The following is a 16,818-nucleotide window of genomic DNA, read 5'->3' as shown; positions in this document are numbered from 1 at the left end:
CATGTCCGACATTTCTCCCATTCCCGCATCGTCCACCCCCGCACTGCAGACCACCCAGGTCCACCTCGACGGCCTCTTCGACGTTCTCGCCAAGCACCTGTACTCCACGCCCGTGGTGGCGGTGCGCGAGCTGATCCAGAACGCGCACGACTCCATCTCGCGGCGCCGCCTCGAAGACCCGACGTTCACCGAGCCCGGCCGCATCGACGTGCTGGCCGACGAGGCCGCGCAGACGCTCGTCATCCGCGACAACGGCTCGGGCCTCACCGAGCCCGAGCTGCACCGCTACCTGGCCACGCTGGGCAACGGCTACACGCGCCAGCTGCGCGCGTCGGAGAAGGAAGGCAGCGACGAACTGATCGGCCTGTTCGGCCTGGGCTTTCTCTCGGCCTTCGTGGTGGCCGAGCAGGTGCTGGTGAACAGCACCTCGTACCAGTCGCCGGAGGAAGGCTGGCGCTACCGTTCGTCGGACGGGCGGCGCTACGTGGTGCAGGCGATCGACGCGCGGCCGGTGGGCACCGAGATCCACCTGGCCATGCGCAGCGACTTCAACCACCTGTGCTCGGCCGGCGTGCTGAAGAAGGTGCTCGGCCGCTACTGCGCGCTGCTGCGCGAGCCGCTGTGGTTCGACGACGAATGCGTCAACGCCGAGCCGCCGCCGTGGCGCGCCACTGCCGACGGCGTGGTGGTGCATCCGGCGGTGCTGCAGCGCCAGCGCATGGCCTTCGCCGCGCGCATGGAGCGGCATTTCGAGCCCATCTGCGTCATCCCGGTCGAGCCCGAGGGCGACAGCGATGCGCGCGGCCTGCTGTGGGTGCAGGACGGCGCCACCTACGGCACCAGCGACAACCGCCACCTGAGCGTGTACGTGCGCGGCATGCTGCTCGACGACGAGGCGCGCGACCTGCTGCCGGTGTGGGCCGGCTTCATCGGTGGCGTGATCGAGTCGAACGCCCTCACGCCCACCGCGAGCCGCGAGGACCTGCAGCGCGACGGCGCCTACCAGGCCACGCGCGCGCACATCCAGGATGCGCTCATCCGCGGCCTGGCCGAGTTGTCGCGCTCGCAGGCGCCCGCATGGAGCCGCCTGCTCACGCGCCACAACGAGGCGCTGCTGGGTGCCGCGCTGTGCGAAGAAGAGCTTTTCACCATGCTGGCCGATGCCGTGCGCCTGCCCACCAGCCAGGGCGACCTGCCGGTGCGCAGCCTGGTGCGCGAAGGCCGCATCCACCTGAGCCTGGGCCAGAGCGGCGGCTTCGAGGACGTGCTGTTCCGCGCCCTGCAGGTGCCCGTGGCGCGCGGCGACCGCTATGCCGTGGCGGGCTTCCTGCGCCAGTACGTGCGCGACCGCGGCGTGCAGCTCATCGAGATCGGCACCGCCGCCGGCAACGCCCGCATGTTCCGCGCCGACGACCTGCCGGCGTCCGAACTGGAATGGCTGCGCGAGCATCTCGCGTGGGGCGAGCTGGTGGTGCCCGCGCGCTTCCTGTCGCCCGAGCTGCCGCTGATCGCCGTGCCCGACCGCGAGGCGCAGCTGAAGGCCCGGCTCGATGCGGACGACGCGAAGAAGCGCATGGCCGGCGCCGCGCTGAGCCTGGCGCGCGCGTTCACGCAGCGCATCGACGCGAGCGTGTCGGCGCGGCTCTACGTGAACCTCGACAACCCCGCCATCCAGGCGTTGCTGCAGAGCCACCGCGAAGGCCGCGCCGTGCCCGCGCACGCGGTCGCGCTGCTGCGCAGCTTCAAGGCCATCATGGCGCCGGGCGGCGAGGAGCTGAAGGGGCAGCCGCCGCTGGTCGAGCTGCTGGACGACTACAGCCAGGCCGTGGCCGCGCTCTGCGCGCCGACCGCGAAGCCTTGACGCGAATACAGACACATCACAAAGGAGGATCACCCACATGGACAGCTTTGCCTGGGTCAACGACCTGTCGGACCGCCTGGAGGAAGAAGGCCAGCAGCGCCTCGCCTACCTGATCCACGACGTGCCGCACCAGCAGTTCCAGGGCAACCACGCGCTGGTCGAGGCGCTGGTGCCCGAGGCGCTCGCCACCGCGCGCAGCCTGGACATCCCATGGCTCGACGTGTACTTCAAGCACTGGCTGTGCGCCTCGCGCGTGGCGCGCCACCACGGCGAAGTGCAGCTCGGCGAGGTGGTCAGCGCCTACGAGGGCGCGCACCAGGAGAAGACCCAGGGCTGCCCGCAGAGCGTGTGCGTCACCCAGGACCTGGTGGCCACCTATGCCAACGTCGACGGCCCCGGCTGGGCGCAGGAGCGCCTGGACGCCTGCGACGAGACGCTGGCGCGCATCGACCCGAGCTGGGGCTGCTTCGGCTGCCTGAGCATCGAGCGCGCGAACGCCATGGGCGACCAGGGCCAGCCGCGCGAGGCGGTGCTGTACCTGAAGAACCAGCGCGAGCAGCAGCGCCGCGCCGGCGAGGAGGTGACCACGCTGTTCGTCACCACCGAGGTCGAGCAATGGCTGGCCGCGGGCGATGCGCGAACGGCGCTGCAGCTGCTCGACGACTCCGAGGACGATGCCGACGAGGACGACCGCCGCGAGCAGTCGGCGCGCCTGCTGCAGCGCTGCCGCGCGCTCGCCATGGCCGGCGAGCCGCAGGCCGGGTGGGACATGCTGCCGGCCTTCGAGGATCTCGAAGTGGCCGACCACGTGTCGTGGTGCCGTGCCGCCATCGTGGCCGCGCGTGCGTTGCCGGAGCTCAACACGCCCGCGCTCGGCCACGCGATCTGGACCACCATCGAGCACCTGCACACGGTCGGCAGCCACCGCCTGCTGATCGACCTCGCCAACGCGCAGGCCGAACTGGCGCTGGCGCGGCAGGTGCCGTGGCTGGCCGCCCAGGCCGTGGCCCGCGCGCGCCATCACGTGCCGCTGCTGCGCGAGGACTTCGGTGCCGGCGCCAGCGTGCAGAAGGCCGCGCAGGCGCTCGCCGCCGCCGCGGTGCCGGACGCACCGCGCAGCCCCGAGGAACTGCCCGGCTGGCTGCGTTCGCCCGAAGCCGAGGGGCTGTCGAACGAGACCGTGATCCAGTGGCTCGAGCAGGCGCACCTGGCGCTGCCGCACGACGAAGGCCTGGCGATGATGCTGGCCTCGGCGCTGTCGAACTACGGCTGCCATGAACTCGCGCGCACACGTCTGCAGGCCATGGTGCTGGCGGCACCGCAATCGGTGGCGCTGCAGAACCACTGGTTCGGCCTGTGCTTCAACGCCGGCGACCTGGCCGCCATCGAGGAGCAGGCGCGCCGCATCGATGCCGCGCAGCCGTCCATGGCTGCCTGGTACCGCGCACGCGTCGCGTTCAAGGAGGCGCGCTATGCGCAGGTCGGCCCGCTGGTCGAGCAGGTGCTGCAGCACGACCCCGAGGCCGTTCCCACGCGCCGCCTGTGGGCCGATGCCGCCATGCAGCTGAAGGACTTCGGCACCGCCGTGGCGCAGCGCCGCATGGTGCTCGAGGCCGAGGAGGCGCCCGGCCCCAACCAGCGCTGGGAGCTGCTGATCGCCGCCACCGCGGCGCAGCAGTGGGCCGAGGTGCGCGCACAGGCCCGCGCGCTCGAGATGGAGCTCGAAGCCGGCCAGCCCGAGGACGACGTCATCGAGGAAGACTGGGGCCTGGTCTACCTGCGCCACGACGAGAACGGGCGCGAGCGCGACGTGCTCGCGCGCCGCACCGGCCCGGCCACCGCGCGCATCGTGCAGCCTTCGCCGCGCGGCCTGGCGCAGCGCCTGGGCGACTGGGTGGTGTTCGAGCCCAAGCTGGCCGAGCAGCCGCCCGAGGACGAGGAAGAACTGCGCAGCTACACGCGCGTGTTCACCGAGCCCGTGCACGTGCTGCACAAGGGCGGCCATGGCCCGAGCTACATGATCGACGGCGTGCATCCCGGCGAGGACCGCGTGAGCGCGCTGCGCGACGCGCTCGACGAGGAGGGCTGGAGCACCTGGCAGTACAGCAACGACCACTACCGCGTGACCGACCCCGACGCGAGCGGCGAGGACATCGGCGATGACGGGGAGGAAGGCGACGATGACGATGACGACATCGAGGACGGCCTGCCCGGCCTCTACCTCGCCGTCACCGCGCCGTCCGACGTGCCGCCGCACGTCATCGCCGCGCGCGTGGCCGCGCTGTGCAAGGGCCTGCAGCTGTGCTGGACCGAACTGGCCCGCGCCGCCGGCGAGCCCACCGAATGGCACGAGGCGATGGAAGCGCGCTACGGCCTCTGAGGCGCGGCTTTCTTTTCTTCACTTGACGCACTGAAGGAACCATGGGCTCTCCGCTGCACTACTTCGGCATCCGCCACCACGGGCCCGGCTGCGCGCGCAGCCTGCTGCGCGCCTTCGAGTCCCTGCAGCCCGACTGCATCCTGGTCGAAGGGCCGCCCGAGGGCGAGGGCCTGCTGTCCTTCATGGCGCATGCCGACCTGCGGCCGCCGGTCGCGATGCTGATCCACGCGGGCGAGGACACGGGGCTCGCGGCCTTCTACCCGTTCGCCGAGTTCTCGCCCGAGTGGCAGGCGCTGCAGTGGGGCGTGAAGCGCGGGCTGCCGACGCGTTTCATCGACCTGCCGCAGGCGCACCGGATGGCGATCGAGCAGGCGGCGAGGGCGGCCGATGAAGCCGAGGCAGCGAAGGCCGAAGCCGGAGCAGGCGAAGCAGGAGGTGCCGCCGAAGCCGGGCCCGAAGCCGGCGCACCGCTCGGCGACGACGCGACCAGCGAGGCACCCGCGGCCGAGGCGGCCGGCCTCGCCGAAGCAGCCGCGTCCATGCCCGACGATCCCTTCGACTGGCTCGCCCATGCCGCCGGCCATGCCGACGGCGAGAGCTGGTGGAACCACATGGTCGAGGAGCGCGGCGATGGCGAGGACCTGTTCGGTGCCATCGCGGAAGCCATGACGGCGGTCCGCGCGGAGACGCCGGAAGACCGCCGGGGTGCGCGTGCGGCACGGCGCGAGCAGCTGCGCGAAGCCTTCATGCGCCAGGCCATCCGCGAGGCGGTCAAGGCCGGCCACCAGCGCATCGCCGTGGTCTGCGGCGCTTGGCATGTGCCCGCGCTGCAAGGCGCAACCACCGCGAAGGCCGACGCCGCCTTGCTCAAGGGCCTGCCGAAGCTGAAGGTGCTCGCCACCTGGGTGCCATGGACCTACCGGCATCTCACGAGCGCCAGCGGCTACGGTGCCGGCATCGACTCGCCCGGCTGGTACGAGCACCTGTGGCAGCAGGGGGCGCATGCAGCCGGCCGCACGACGGGCTGGCTCGCACGTGTAGCCGGGCTGCTGCGCGCGCACGACCTCGACTGCTCTTCCGCCCACCTGATCGAGGCCACGCGCCTGGCCGACACGCTGGCCGCGCTGCGCGAGCGCCCCGCGCCCGGCCTGCCCGAGCTCGACGAGGCCGTGCGCAGCGTGATCTGCATGGGTGAGCAGGCGCCGCTCGCGCTGATCCGCGAACGCCTCACGGTCAGCGACCGCATGGGCCAGGTGCCGGCCGAGGTGCCGACCGTGCCGCTGCAGCGCGACATCGAGCAGATGCAGAAGAGCCTGCGCCTGAAGCCCGAGGCCACCGCGCGCACGCTCGACCTCGACCTGCGCCAGTCCAACGACCTGGCGCGCAGCCACCTGCTGCACCGCCTGCGCCTGCTCGACCTGCCGTGGGGCGCGCGCGCCGCGGGGCAGCGCTCGGGCCGCGGCACCTTCCACGAGGTGTGGCAACTGCAGTGGCAGCCCGAGTTCGCGCTGCGCATCATCGAGGCCAGCCGATTCGGCGCGACCGTGGCGCATGCCGCCACCTCGCGCGTGATGGAAAAGCTGGCCGCCGAAACCTCGCTCACCGTGCTGGCGGAACAGGTCGACACCGTGCTGCTGGCGGACCTGCCCGTCGCCGTGCAGGCGGTGACCCGCGCACTCGAGGACCGCGCCGCGCTCACCGGCGACGCGGTGCAGCTCATCGGCGCGGTGCCGCCGCTGGCCAACGTGTTCCGCTACGGCAGCGTGCGCCAGACCGACAGCGCGCTGCTCTCGCACGTGCTCGACAGCCTCATCGTGCGCGGCGCCATCGGCCTGCCGATGGCCTGCGGCGCGCTCGACGCCGAGGCGGCCGAGTCGCTGCGCACACGGCTCATCGCCGCGCACGACGCGGTGCGCCTGCGCGACGGCGAGGAAACCACCGCCGCGTGGCGAAGCGCGCTGCACGGCATCGCCTTCGGTGAAAGCGCCGCGCCGCTGCTGCGCGACGTGGCCTGCCGGCTGCTGCTCGACGATGCGCAGGTCGACAGCGAAGGGGCGTCGCAGCAGCTCGCGCGCAACCTCTCGAGCGGGGCGCCGCCGACCGAGGCCGCCGCGTGGCTCGAGGGCTTCCTGAACCGCAACGCGATGGTGCTGCTGCACGACGAGGCCGTGTGGCCGCTGGTCGACGGCTGGCTGTCGGCGCTGGGTGAAGCGCATTTCCTGCAGGTGCTGCCCCTGGTGCGCCGCAGCTTCGCGGACTTCTCGGGCGCCGACCGGCGCGCGCTGGGCGAGCGCGCCAGGCGCGGTGCGGTGAAGGGCACGGGCGCGGTGGCCACCGCCGCGGCCGACTGGGACGAATCGCGCGCGGTGCTCGCGCTGCCGCTGTTGCGGGAACTGCTGGGGGTGAAGGCATGAGCGCCGCGCCGGGCCGCCCCAAGCAAGCTCGCACCGCAGCGCGAAGCGCGGAGGTCTTCCAATGAGCGCCGCGCCGGGCCGCCCCAAGCAAGCTCGCACCGCAGCGCGAAGCGCGGAGGTTTTCCAATGAGCGCCGCGCCGGGCCGCCCCAAGCAAGTTCGCACCGCAGTGCGAAGCGCGGAGGTCTTCCGATGAGCGCCGCGCCGGGCCGCCCCAAGCAAGCTCGCACCGCAGCGCGAAGCGCGGAGGTCTTCCGATGAGCGCCGATCCGAACGCCATCGACGACGAAGGCGCACCGCCGCCCACCGACCGCCTGCAGCGCTGGCGCCTCGTGCTCGGCAGCGAGGCCACGCCCAGCTGCGGCGCCGTCGAGGGCCGCGTGCGCGAGATCGACATGGCGCTGGCCGCACTCTACGAGGCCGACAGCCGGCGCGGCCTGGGCAAGGGCGGCCAGCGCGGCGGCCGCGGCGATTCGGCGCCCAGCGTGGCGCGCTGGCTCGGCGACATCCGCAAGTACTTTCCGAGCCAGGTGGTGCAGGTCATGCAGCGCGACGCGATGGAGCGGCTCAACCTGCGCCAGATGCTGCTGCAGCCCGAGATGCTCGAAAGCGCGCAGCCCGACGTGCACCTGGTGGCCAACCTGGTGGCCTTGTCGAGCGTGATCCCGGCGGGCACCAGAGACACCGCGCGCGCCGTGGTGCGCAGGGTGGTCGACGAGCTCATGAAGAAGCTCGAGGAGCCGATGCGCAGCGCCGTCAGCGGTGCGCTCAACCGCAGCCAGCGCAACCGCCGGCCGCGGCATTCGGAGATCGACTGGAACCGCACCATCCGCGCCAACCTGCGCCACTGGCAGCCCGAGTACCGCACCGTGGTGCCGCAGTCGCTGGTGGGCTACGGCCGCAAGGCCCGCCAGCCGCAGCGCGAGGTCATCCTGTGCATCGACCAGAGCGGCTCGATGGCGGCCTCGGTCGTGTACTCGAGCATCTTCGGCGCGGTCATGGCCAGCCTGCCGGCGGTCGCCACCAAGCTCGTGGTGTTCGACACCGCGGTGGTCGACATGACCGAGCAGCTGCAGGACCCGGTCGACCTGCTGTTCGGCGTGCAGCTGGGCGGCGGCACCGACATCAACGGTGCCGTGGGGTACTGCCAGACCCTGGTGCGCGAGCCGCGCAACACCATCCTGATATTGATCTCCGACCTCTACGAAGGCGGCGTGGAAAGCGGCCTGCTGCGCCGCGCCCACGAGCTGGTGGAGGCGGGCGTGCAGTTCATCGCGCTGCTGGCGCTGAGCGACGAGGGAGCGCCGGCCTACGACCGCGACCTGGCCGCCAAGCTGGCCGCGCTCGGCGTGCCGTCTTTCGCCTGCACGCCCGACGCTTTCCCGGGCCTCATGGCCGCCGCCATCAAGCGCGAGGACGTGGCGGGCTGGGCGGCCGGCCAAGGCCTCAAGACCAGCAGGGCGGCCTGAGGCGAACGGGCGACCCGGCCCGAACCCGGCCTAACATGTCGGCTGGAAGCTCCCCCGGAGACCGCCTCCCATGACCCGCCGACCGCTGCTGCTGCAACTGCTTGCCATGGCCGCACTGGCCGCCCTGTCGCTGCCCCGTGCCGCCAGGTCGCAGCTGGGCTACCCCGCCAAGCCGATCCGCTGGATCGTTCCGTACCCCGCCGGGGCCGGCACCGACATCGTCGCGCGCACCATCGGCACCCAGCTCGCGCTCGATGCCGGCCAGCCCGTGACCATCGACAACCGCGCGGGCGGCAACACCGCGCTGGGCGCCATCGAGGCCGCGCGCGCACCGGCCGACGGCTACACGCTGCTGTCGGCCGACAACGGCACGCTGGTGTTCAACCCTGCGCTGTACCGGAACCTCAGCTACAACCCCTCGCGCGATTTCGCGCCCGTCACGCTGCTGGGCCGGCTGCCGATGGTGCTGCTGGTGGGGCCGTCCAGCGGCGTGAAGGACGCACGCGCCTTCATCGAGGACGCACGCGCCTTTCCGGGCAAGGTCAGCTTCGCCTCGGCCGGCACCGGCAGCCCGCAGCACCTGGCCATGGAGCTGCTCGAGCGCGAGGCCGGGCTCGAGATGGTGCACGTCCCGTACCGCGGCGCCGCGCCTGCGCTGGCCGACGTTGCCGGCGGCCAGCTGCCGGTGCTGATGTGCGACCTGGCCGCGTCACGCCGCTTCATCCAGAGCGGCAAGCTGCGCGCGCTGGCCGTGGCGCATCCGCGGCGCCTGCCGGAGCTGCCGAACGTGCCGACCTTCGCCGAGCTCGGCATGCCGCGCGTGGAGGCTGCGGCGCTGATGGGGCTGGTGGTGCCGGCCGGCACGCCGGGCGAGGTGGTGATGCGGCTGCAGCAGTCGGTGGCCAGTGCCATCCACGCGCCGGCCGTGCAGCGCAAGCTGGCCGAGTTCGGCGTGGAGCCCGTGGGCGACGCGCCTGCGCAGTTCGCGGCGCTGCTGCAGGGCGAGTCGGCGCGCTGGCATCCGCTGATCCGCGACCTCAACCTGACGCTGGATTGATCCGGCCAGCTGCTTCGATCGATCAGTTGCCGCCGGTTCGCGCCGCGAGGCTCGACAGCAGGCCGACCCAATGCTGCAACCGTTCGACAGCGCCCCGGCGGCCATCGGCGGCGTTCGCTGCGTTCTGCGGCAGCGCCTGCAGTTCGCCGGCCGCCGCGGCCACGGCGCGCGCGAACTTCGCGGCATCGCCGCGCCACACCACCACGCGGTGCGCCAGGCCGAGTTGCGCCGCGCGTCCCGCGTTGATCGCCTGCTCGGGCTGGTCGGTCAGCAGCAGCAGGATCGGCTTGCGGTAGACCGCCGCGATCGACAGCGCCGCCATGCCGGGCGCGGACACGATGAACGCGCTGTGCGCGGCTGCCTCGATCCAGTGCTCGTCGCGTGCGTGCCAGTGCGCGCGCCGCGCATAGCCTTCTCCCACGAGGTGTGCGGGCGCGCCCGCATCGGCCAGGCCCTGCTCGAGGCCGTCGGCCAGCGCGGGGTCTTCGAAGTGCGGATTCAGGTACACCGCCGCCACCGGCCGCTCCGCGTCGCTCCGGTCGATGGCGTCCACCACCGCCACGGGCGTGGCCAGCCGGTGGCGGCCATGGCCGTCGTGCTGCGGCTCGCCATAGGCGAAGTCGTGCTCGATGCGCGCGCGGCTGCGGTCGATCTGCCAGGCCACGACGCCGCCGAAGAGCCTGGCGACGGCGGCGGGCATGCGGCCCTTGAAGTTGGTCTCGAGCGCGCGGCGCAGGCTCGCGCCGTACACGTGCACCACCTTGCGCCGCCAGGACGGCAGCCAGCCCATGAGCAGCAGCGCGGGGTGGAACGAGTCGTTCACCACCAGGTCGGCGTCGCGGAAATGCGCGCGCAGGCGCCACACGTCGCGCAGCATGCGCTCGGGGCGGAACATGTAGTGCGCCACGTTGCGGTCGGTCTCGCGGCGCAGCATGTTCTGCTGCGCATCGAACTGCACCGCGTAATGGCGCGAGAGCACCGGTGCGTCGATGCCGAAGCCTGCGAGGAAGCGCGCGCCTTCGTCGGACGTGGTGAGCACCCGCACCTGCGCGCCGGCCGCGCGCAGCGCATGCGTGAGCAACTGCGCGCGCATCAGGTGGCCGCGCGCGTCCGCGGTCGCGAGGTAGAGGATGCGCGGCGGCATCGCTCAGGCTTGGTGCCGGCGCTGCACCGGCCGCGCCGCGCCTGGGCGCAGCCGCAGCATCGCGCCGGCCAGCCACATGCCCAGTGCGCCGGTGATGCCGAAACCGCGTTCGGTGTCTCGCACCTCGCGCATCAGCCGTGCGAGCCGCGCCTGTTCGTGCGGCGCCACGCAACGCTGCAGCGTGTGCGTGCACAGGCGGATGTGGCGGTCTTCGTCGGCCAGCACGCGCGCGAGCAGCGGATGCAACGCATGCTGCGCACCGATCAGCGCGCAGTGGCGCTGCAGGATGCGCGAGGCCATCTGCTCGGCCGACAGGCCGATGGCATAGGCCGGCACCAGCCCGCCGTGCGCGAAGTGCGGCGCGTGGCGGCGGATGATCGCCTGCCAGCGCGCGAGCTTGCGGCGGCTCAGCCAGTCGGGGCGCGGCGCCTCTTCGGGCGACGCCGCGGCCTGTGCGTGGCCGCCGCGCTCGACGATGGCCTGCGCGAACAGGCGCGCATGCAGTTGCTCGTCGGCCAGGTGCTGGTCGAGCTGGCGTGCCAGCCAGCCGGGCGGGTCGATGCGCAGTTCGCGCTGCAGCGCCTGCTCGGAAGACTCTTCGCCCACCATGTAGAAGCGCAGCAGCAGCATCTCGCCCGCATTGCTCGCATGCAGCTGGCGCAGCGCGGCGCGCTTGACGTGGTGCACCAGGCGCGCCTGCAGCGCGGGCCAGCCGCGCAGCAAGGGCGGCGCGAGGCAGTCGAAACCGCTGACGGTGGATTCCTCAGCGGCCATCGGCCCTGGCCTTCGCGGGCTGCTGCTGTTGCCAGCCCAGCACCAGCCCGATGAAGCTGTCCTGCAGGAACGCCCGCGCCGCGGCGTCGGCGCCTGCGAACTCGCGCTGCTGGCCGTCGTAGCGCACGTAGCCCTTGCCGTTGGCGGCACCGAGCACCAGCTTCTCGTTCTTGCGGAAGCCGCGCTGCAGCAGCGGCTGCAGCAGCGACTGCGATTCGAGTCCGTAGAGGAACAGGTCGCGTTGCACCACCTGGCGCGGGATCTGGCCGCTCAGCGCCTGCAGCTCCAGCGTCCAGTTGCCCTGCTGCATGGCCGCGGCCAGCTCTTGGCCCTTGGCGCCCGGCGCACGGAAGCGCGCGCGCGCCACCGACTTCGAGGCCTTGCTCAGGCCCAGGCCGATCGTGATGTCGGCGTCCTTCGCGCCGTCGGTGCGGTTGTCGTCGACCTGCACCAGCACGTTGGCCAGCCGCGCGGTCAGCGAGGGCTTGGCGAGCGCCTCGACGACCTGGTCGGCCGAGAGCACCACGCGCTCGGCGCTGTTCGCCTCGTTCACCACGACCTGGTATGGGTCGATGCGGATGTCGCTGAACTCGCCGCCCACCGGCGAGTGCGCGTGGCTGCTCACCGACCAGTCGCTGCCCGAGCGGCTCAGCAGCGCATGGAAGGTCAGCGGCACGCGCTGGCCGTCGCGCGACTGGCCGGAGCCCTGCAGCAGCACGTCGCCGACGATGGTCTTCCCGGCGTAGCTGCGCGTGTTGGTGAAGCGGATGGTGTGCGCCGCGGCGTCGAGCGCAGCGCGGGTCTCGGGGTCGTCGAGCGCGAGGCGGTTGCAGTCGTTGCCGCTGCCCGCGAGCGCGGCGAACGGGCAGCCCGCGTCGGACCTGAAGTTGAAGACGCCGCGGCCTGCGAAGTCGGCGGCGCTGGCCAGCGAGGCGGTGCCTGCAAGCACGAGGCCCGCCACGAGATGGCGGGCGATGAGGGACGAGCGGATGGACATGCTGATGTCTTGTTGTTGTTCTGGCGGGAGGGGTGAAGCGCAGGAGCGCTCAGGGCTTGTGGTACGAGAGCGCCTGGGCGTCCGCGTGGGTGCGGCCGGTGGTGTGCCAGCCGATGCCGCGTGCGAACGCACCCAGCATGTCGATGGCCGAGAACCCCAGGATCAGCGCCACGCCGGCCAGCCAGCGCAGGCCGCGCAGCGGCGGCAGGTCCTGGCGGTTGAGCGCCTTCATGCTGAAACCCAGGCGCGTGAACAGCACGGCCAGCGGCCCGATCGGCCCGCTCCGGGCGAGCCATTGCCAGCGCGGCGAGACATAGCTGCGCAGCAGGTGCGGCGTGAGCGAGTAGGTGTCCTGCCCGCGCATCCAGCGCAGTTTGAGCGCCTCGGCGCGCGTGTCGGGCAGGCGGTGTTCTGTGTGGGCCTGCGCCACGTAGCGGATCGGCACGCCGGCTGCTCTCAATCGCATGCCCAGCACCTGGCAGTGCGCGCGGTACACGCCGTCGAGCGCCTGGTAGCTGTGCTGCGCGAACACCTCGCGGCGGAAGGCCACGTTGTTCGCGTAGAAGTTGCTGGTGGCCCCGGCGTGGTCGGCATTGGGGAAGTACATGAAGTCGATGGTGGTCAGCGCGGTGCCCACGACGTTGGCCGCGTAGCTGGTGCGCCCCGCCACCACGGCGGGTGCGTCGGCCTGCGCGAACGGAAGCAGCATCTGCAGCAGCCAGTCGTCGTCGGGCAGGCAGTCGGCGTCGGCGAACACCACGTACGCGCAGCGCTGCGCATCGGTCGCTTCGAAGCCGGCGTTCTTGGCGTCGTAGTAGCCGGTGCTGCGCTCGATGCGCACGAAGTCGATCGCACGGCCCGCCGCACGGGCCACTGCCTCGCAGGTGGCGGGGCTCAGCCCGTCGTGCGTGACGACCACCTGCGCCAGCGCCGTGAGCGGCAGCTGTTGCCTGGCCAGCAATGCAACGAGGCGCTGCAGGCTGGTGCCCGCCCTGGCCTCGGCATCGGCGCCGCCTCGGAGGTTGTTGGTCTCCAGGACCAGCGCGCAATGCGCTGCAACTTCATCGGGCATCATCGAATTTTCCTGTCCGGTCACGGTTTTGAAAGAATCCATCCTGCTTTTATCGCACAACCGCCCGCGCCACCAGTGCCCGGGGAGAGGGGCGCGCCCATGAAGGTCAGCCTGTTCGGCGCCGGCTATGTGGGCCTGAGCTTCGCCGCCTGCCTGGCCGAGGCCGGCCACGAGGTGCTTTGCGCCGACGCCGACCTGGCTCGCGTCGAGGGCCTGCAGCGCGGCCTGATGCCGTTGCACGAACCGGATCTCGAAGCGCTGGTCGCCGCCGGGCTGGCCGCGGGCACCTTGCGCTTCACCGCCGACGAATGCGAGGCCTGCCTGCACGGCGACGTGCTCTTCATCGTGGTCAACACGCCGGCCGACGCCGAGGGCCGGGTCGACCTGCGCCATGTGATGGCGGTCGCTGCCGGCATCGGCCGGCACCGCGACCGCGAGGCGGTGGTGGTGTGCAAGTCGACAGCGCCGGTCGGCACGGCCGACCAGGTCGAGATGGTGCTGAACGGCGAGCTGTCGCAACGCGGCGCAGGGCTGCGCATCGCGGTGGCGGCCAATCCCGAGTTCCTGCGCGAGGGCTCGGCGGTGCGCGACTGCCGGCGGCCCGACCGCATCGTGATCGGCTCGGAGAACCCGTGGGCCGTCGAACTTCTGGCCCGTCTCTACGAACCCTTCATCGAGCGGCCGTCGCAGTGGCTGGTGATGGGCCGCCGCTCCGCCGAGCTTGCCAAGTACGCCGCCAACGCGATGCTGGCCACCCGCATCAGCTTCATGAACGAGATGGCGCGCGTGGCGGGGCAGACGGGCGCCGACATCGAGATGGTGCGGCGCGCGATCGGCGCGGACCGGCGCATCGGCCCCGACTTCCTGCAGGCGGGCGCGGGCTATGGCGGCTCCTGCCTTTCGAAGGATGTGCGCGCGCTCAGGCGCATGGCGGCGCGCGACGGCCAGCCCTTGCGCATCCTGTCGGCGGTGGAGGCCACCAACCACGAGCAGAAGGGCCGGCTCTTCGACCTGGTGACGCACCATTTCGAGGGCCGCATCGCGGGCAAGGCCATCGCGGTATGGGGCCTGGCCTTCAAGCCCGACACCGACGACATGCGCGACGCGCCGAGCCTCGTGCTGCTGGAACGCCTGCACGCCGCGGGTGCGCGCGTGCAGGTGTACGACCCGGTGGCCATGCCGGCCGCGCGCGACGTGGTCGGCGAGCGCGACGGCCTGCGCTGGTGCGGCAGCGCCGACGAGGCGCTGCAGGGCGCCGATGCGCTGGCGCTGGTCACCGAATGGCCCGAGTTCCGCCGGCCCGATTTCGCGCGCATCGCGCAGGTGCTGCGGGCGCCCGCGATCTTCGACGGGCGAAATCTCTACGACGCCGCCCAGGCCGAGGCCGCCGGCATCGCGTACTACGGCATCGGCCGCGGGCGTTCAGTGCTGCGCTGAGCCGTCGCCGGGCAGGAAGGCATCGCCCGGCGTCAGCGGCGCGTGCCGGTAGCTGGCTGGCGTGCGGCTGAGCTTGACGGGCGCGCCGATGCCGCGGTAGCCGCCGGGCATCTCGACCACCATCTCGCGGTGCAGCGTGTGCGGATGCTGCAGCGCGGCGTCGACCGGCAGCACCGGCGCGGCGGGCACGCCGGCGGCCATGAGCTGCTCGACCAGCTCGCGGCCGTCGAACATCGCCATGGCGGCCTCGAGCCGCTGCTTGAGCCCGTCGCGATGCACGGAGCGCGCGCCGGCCGTGCGGTAGAGCGGATCGTCCGACAGCTCGGGCAGGCCGATGCAGCGGCACAGGCGGGCGAACTGGCGGTCGTTACCCACCGCCACGAATACCGGGTCGGTGCCGGTGGCCAGTGCGTCGTACGGGTAGATGTTGGGATGCGCGTTGCCGGTGCGGCGCGGCTCGGTGCCGTCCATGAACCAGTTGGCCGCATGCGGATGCAGCAGCGACAGGCCGCTGTCGTACAGCGCCGCTTCAACGAACTGGCCGCGCCCGCTGCGGTGGCGTTCCTGCAGCGCGAGCAGCACGCCGATGACGGCGTTCAGCCCGGTCACCATGTCGACCACCGGCAGGCCCACGCGCAGGGGCCCGCCGTCGGCTTCGCCGTTGATGCTCATGATGCCGGTCATGGCCTGCACCGCGGCGTCGTAGCCGGGCAGCGCGCCCAGCGGGCCATCCGCGCCGAAGCCCGACACGCGGCACCACACCAGGCGCGGGAAGCGCTGCGACAGCGTCTCGTAGCCGATGCCCCAGCGCTCCATGGTGCCGGTCTTGAAGTTCTCGATGAGCACGTCGGCCTGCGCCACCAGGGCGAGCAGCGCCTCGCGGCCTTCCTCGGTGGCGAAGTCGAGGTGCTGCACGCGCTTGTTGCGGTTGAGGCCGTGGTAGTACGAGGCCACGCCTTCCCTGAACGGCGGGCCCCAGGTGCGCGTGTCGTCGCCCTGCGGGGGCTCGACCTTGAGCACGTCGGCACCGTGGTCGCCGAGGATCTGGCCGCAATAGGGTCCGCCGAGGATGCGGGAGATGTCCAGGACCTTGATGCCTGCAAGCGCGCCTTGGGGTGGGGTCATGTCGGTGTTCCGTGTTCCATGTTCTGTGGGATCGTTCGTTCGGCATGCGCGCGTCCGGGGCCGGCCTGCGTCCGATCGCGCACTGAAGCGGCGAACTCCGGTCAGTCGAGCTGCGCCCCGGACTTCTGCACCACGTCCTTCCACTTCACCGACTCGGTCGCGATGAACTGCCCGAGCTTCTGCGGCGACGTGTCCGCCGGCGTCTCGAGACCCTGCGACGCGAACATCTGCTTCACCTTCGGCGAGTGGAGCACTTCGGCGAACGCGTGGTTGAGCTTGGCGATGCGGTCCGCCGGCGTGCCGGCCGGCGCGACGATGCCGAAGAACACGCTCACGTCGTAGCCTTTGTAGCCCTGCTCGGAAATGGTCGGCACGTCGGGCAGGGCCTGCGAGCGCGCCACCGTGGCCACGCCCAGCGCGCGCAGCTTGCCGGCCTTCACATAAGGCAGCGCGGTGAGGATGTCGGTGAAGGTCATGCTCACCTGGTTGCCCAGCAGGTCGTTGAGCGCCGGGCCGGTGCCCTTGTACGGAATGTGCTGGAGGTCGGTGCCGGCCACCGAGTTGAAGAGCACCCCGGCGAGGTGCGACGACGCGCCGTTGCCCGACGAGGCATAGCTGAGCTTGCCCGGATTGGCCCTGGCATAGGCCACCAGTTCGGGCACGTTCTTCACCGGCAGGGCCGGGTTCACCACCAGGATGTTGGGCAGGTAGCCGACCTGGATGACGGGCGCGAAGCTCTTCACCGGGTCGTAGCTGATCTTGCGGTACAGGCTCTTGTTGATGGCCAGCGGACCGGAGGTGCCGAACATCAGCGTGTGGCCGTCGGCCTCGGCGCGCGCCACGTACTCGGCGCCGATGTTGCCGCCCGCGCCCGCGCGGTTCTCCACGATCATGGGCTGGCCGAGGCGGTCCTTCATCTCGGCGGCCAGCGTGCGCGCCATCGCGTCGGTGGGGCCGCCGGGCGGGAAGGGGATCACCAGCGTCAGCGGCCTGGAAGGGAAGGCATCGGCCGCGTGCGCGGCCGGCAATGCGGTGAGCAGTGAGGCGGCGCAGGCGGCCAGCAGGAAGGTCGAGCGTTTCAAGGGTTGT

Annotated in this window: 12 protein-coding genes; 6 read left to right on the top strand and 6 right to left on the bottom strand. The window is 72.0% G+C overall.

Features of this window, described 5'->3' with window-relative positions; all coding sequences use genetic code 11:
• The first annotated feature begins 1 nt into the window (after position 1).
• The 5 genes from AACL56_RS00520 (at position 2) to AACL56_RS00500 (ending at position 9,180) form a co-directional block, all read left to right on the top strand.
• Positions 2-1,861, top strand: a complete 1,860-nt coding sequence (locus AACL56_RS00520) for an ATP-binding protein (protein ID WP_339087895.1) — start codon at positions 2-4, stop codon at positions 1,859-1,861.
• Between the two features lie 37 nt (positions 1,862-1,898).
• A complete protein-coding gene (locus tag AACL56_RS00515; RefSeq protein WP_339087894.1) occupies positions 1,899-4,241 on the top strand; it encodes a hypothetical protein in 2,343 nt (780 codons plus the stop codon).
• A 41-nt stretch (positions 4,242-4,282) separates the two neighbouring features.
• Positions 4,283-6,655, top strand: a complete 2,373-nt coding sequence (locus AACL56_RS00510) for a DUF5682 family protein (protein WP_339087893.1) — start codon at positions 4,283-4,285, stop codon at positions 6,653-6,655.
• Positions 6,656-6,911: 256 nt separating this feature from the next.
• Positions 6,912-8,123 carry a VWA domain-containing protein gene (locus AACL56_RS00505; protein ID WP_339087892.1) on the top strand — a complete coding sequence of 404 codons (1,212 nt, stop codon included), beginning with the start codon at positions 6,912-6,914 and terminating at the stop codon, positions 8,121-8,123.
• A 70-nt stretch (positions 8,124-8,193) separates the two neighbouring features.
• Complete coding sequence (locus tag AACL56_RS00500; protein WP_339087891.1) at positions 8,194-9,180, top strand: Bug family tripartite tricarboxylate transporter substrate binding protein; 987 nt, start codon at positions 8,194-8,196, stop codon at positions 9,178-9,180.
• A gap of 22 nt (positions 9,181-9,202) precedes the next feature.
• On the opposite strand, the gene AACL56_RS00495 is transcribed toward AACL56_RS00500, so the two are convergent.
• Genes AACL56_RS00495 through AACL56_RS00480 form a run of 4 tightly spaced genes read right to left on the bottom strand, consistent with a single transcriptional unit; the run spans position 9,203 to position 13,170 of the window.
• On the bottom strand, positions 9,203-10,324 hold the full coding sequence (locus tag AACL56_RS00495; protein ID WP_339087890.1) for a hypothetical protein: 1,122 nt from the start codon (positions 10,322-10,324) through the stop codon (positions 9,203-9,205).
• Positions 10,325-10,327: 3 nt separating this feature from the next.
• Complete coding sequence (locus AACL56_RS00490; protein WP_339087889.1) at positions 10,328-11,098, bottom strand: hypothetical protein; 771 nt, start codon at positions 11,096-11,098, stop codon at positions 10,328-10,330.
• Positions 11,088-12,095 (bottom strand): hypothetical protein, encoded by a 1,008-nt coding sequence (locus tag AACL56_RS00485; RefSeq protein WP_339087888.1) that lies wholly within the window; start codon positions 12,093-12,095, stop codon positions 11,088-11,090. Before AACL56_RS00485 ends, AACL56_RS00490 begins: the two co-directional genes overlap by 11 nt.
• 49 nt (positions 12,096-12,144) lie before the next feature.
• Positions 12,145-13,170: a glycosyltransferase gene (locus AACL56_RS00480; RefSeq protein ID WP_339087887.1), complete on the bottom strand. Its 1,026-nt coding sequence runs from the start codon at positions 13,168-13,170 to the stop codon at positions 12,145-12,147.
• Positions 13,171-13,266: 96 nt separating this feature from the next.
• Here AACL56_RS00480 and AACL56_RS00475 point away from each other — a divergent pair, with 96 nt between their 5' ends.
• Positions 13,267-14,604: a UDP-glucose dehydrogenase family protein gene (locus tag AACL56_RS00475; RefSeq protein WP_339087886.1), complete on the top strand. Its 1,338-nt coding sequence runs from the start codon at positions 13,267-13,269 to the stop codon at positions 14,602-14,604.
• On the opposite strand, the gene AACL56_RS00470 is transcribed toward AACL56_RS00475, so the two are convergent.
• Positions 14,590-15,729, bottom strand: coding sequence for a CaiB/BaiF CoA transferase family protein (locus tag AACL56_RS00470; protein WP_339087885.1), 1,140 nt, complete (start codon positions 15,727-15,729; stop codon positions 14,590-14,592). The two genes, AACL56_RS00475 and AACL56_RS00470, sit on opposite strands and share 15 nt — an antisense overlap.
• 101 nt (positions 15,730-15,830) lie before the next feature.
• The gene (locus AACL56_RS00465) at positions 15,831-16,811 is read right to left on the bottom strand and encodes a Bug family tripartite tricarboxylate transporter substrate binding protein (RefSeq protein ID WP_339087884.1); all 981 of its coding nucleotides are present in this window, start codon (positions 16,809-16,811) and stop codon (positions 15,831-15,833) included.
• Positions 16,812-16,818 lie beyond the last annotated feature (7 nt).

Source organism: Variovorax paradoxus (genome assembly GCF_902712855.1).
Taxonomy (GTDB): Bacteria; Pseudomonadota; Gammaproteobacteria; order Burkholderiales; family Burkholderiaceae_C; genus Variovorax; species Variovorax paradoxus_Q.
The sequence above is the reverse complement of the archived record's forward strand: the minus strand, read 5'-3'. Positions and strand labels throughout refer to the sequence as shown.

What these genes read in the sequence shown, in the direction of transcription:
- AACL56_RS00520 (WP_339087895.1), top strand. Translation starts at nt 2, where the DNA reads ATGTCCGACATTTCTCCCATTCCCGCATCGTCCACCCCCGCACTGCAG.
- AACL56_RS00515 (WP_339087894.1), top strand. Translation starts at nt 1,899, where the DNA reads ATGGACAGCTTTGCCTGGGTCAACGACCTGTCGGACCGCCTGGAGGAA.
- AACL56_RS00510 (WP_339087893.1), top strand. Translation starts at nt 4,283, where the DNA reads ATGGGCTCTCCGCTGCACTACTTCGGCATCCGCCACCACGGGCCCGGC.
- AACL56_RS00505 (WP_339087892.1), top strand. Translation starts at nt 6,912, where the DNA reads ATGAGCGCCGATCCGAACGCCATCGACGACGAAGGCGCACCGCCGCCC.
- AACL56_RS00500 (WP_339087891.1), top strand. Translation starts at nt 8,194, where the DNA reads ATGACCCGCCGACCGCTGCTGCTGCAACTGCTTGCCATGGCCGCACTG.
- AACL56_RS00495 (WP_339087890.1), bottom strand. Translation starts at nt 10,324, where the DNA reads ATGCCGCCGCGCATCCTCTACCTCGCGACCGCGGACGCGCGCGGCCAC.
- AACL56_RS00490 (WP_339087889.1), bottom strand. Translation starts at nt 11,098, where the DNA reads ATGGCCGCTGAGGAATCCACCGTCAGCGGTTTCGACTGCCTCGCGCCG.
- AACL56_RS00485 (WP_339087888.1), bottom strand. Translation starts at nt 12,095, where the DNA reads ATGTCCATCCGCTCGTCCCTCATCGCCCGCCATCTCGTGGCGGGCCTC.
- AACL56_RS00480 (WP_339087887.1), bottom strand. Translation starts at nt 13,170, where the DNA reads ATGATGCCCGATGAAGTTGCAGCGCATTGCGCGCTGGTCCTGGAGACC.
- AACL56_RS00475 (WP_339087886.1), top strand. Translation starts at nt 13,267, where the DNA reads ATGAAGGTCAGCCTGTTCGGCGCCGGCTATGTGGGCCTGAGCTTCGCC.
- AACL56_RS00470 (WP_339087885.1), bottom strand. Translation starts at nt 15,729, where the DNA reads ATGACCCCACCCCAAGGCGCGCTTGCAGGCATCAAGGTCCTGGACATC.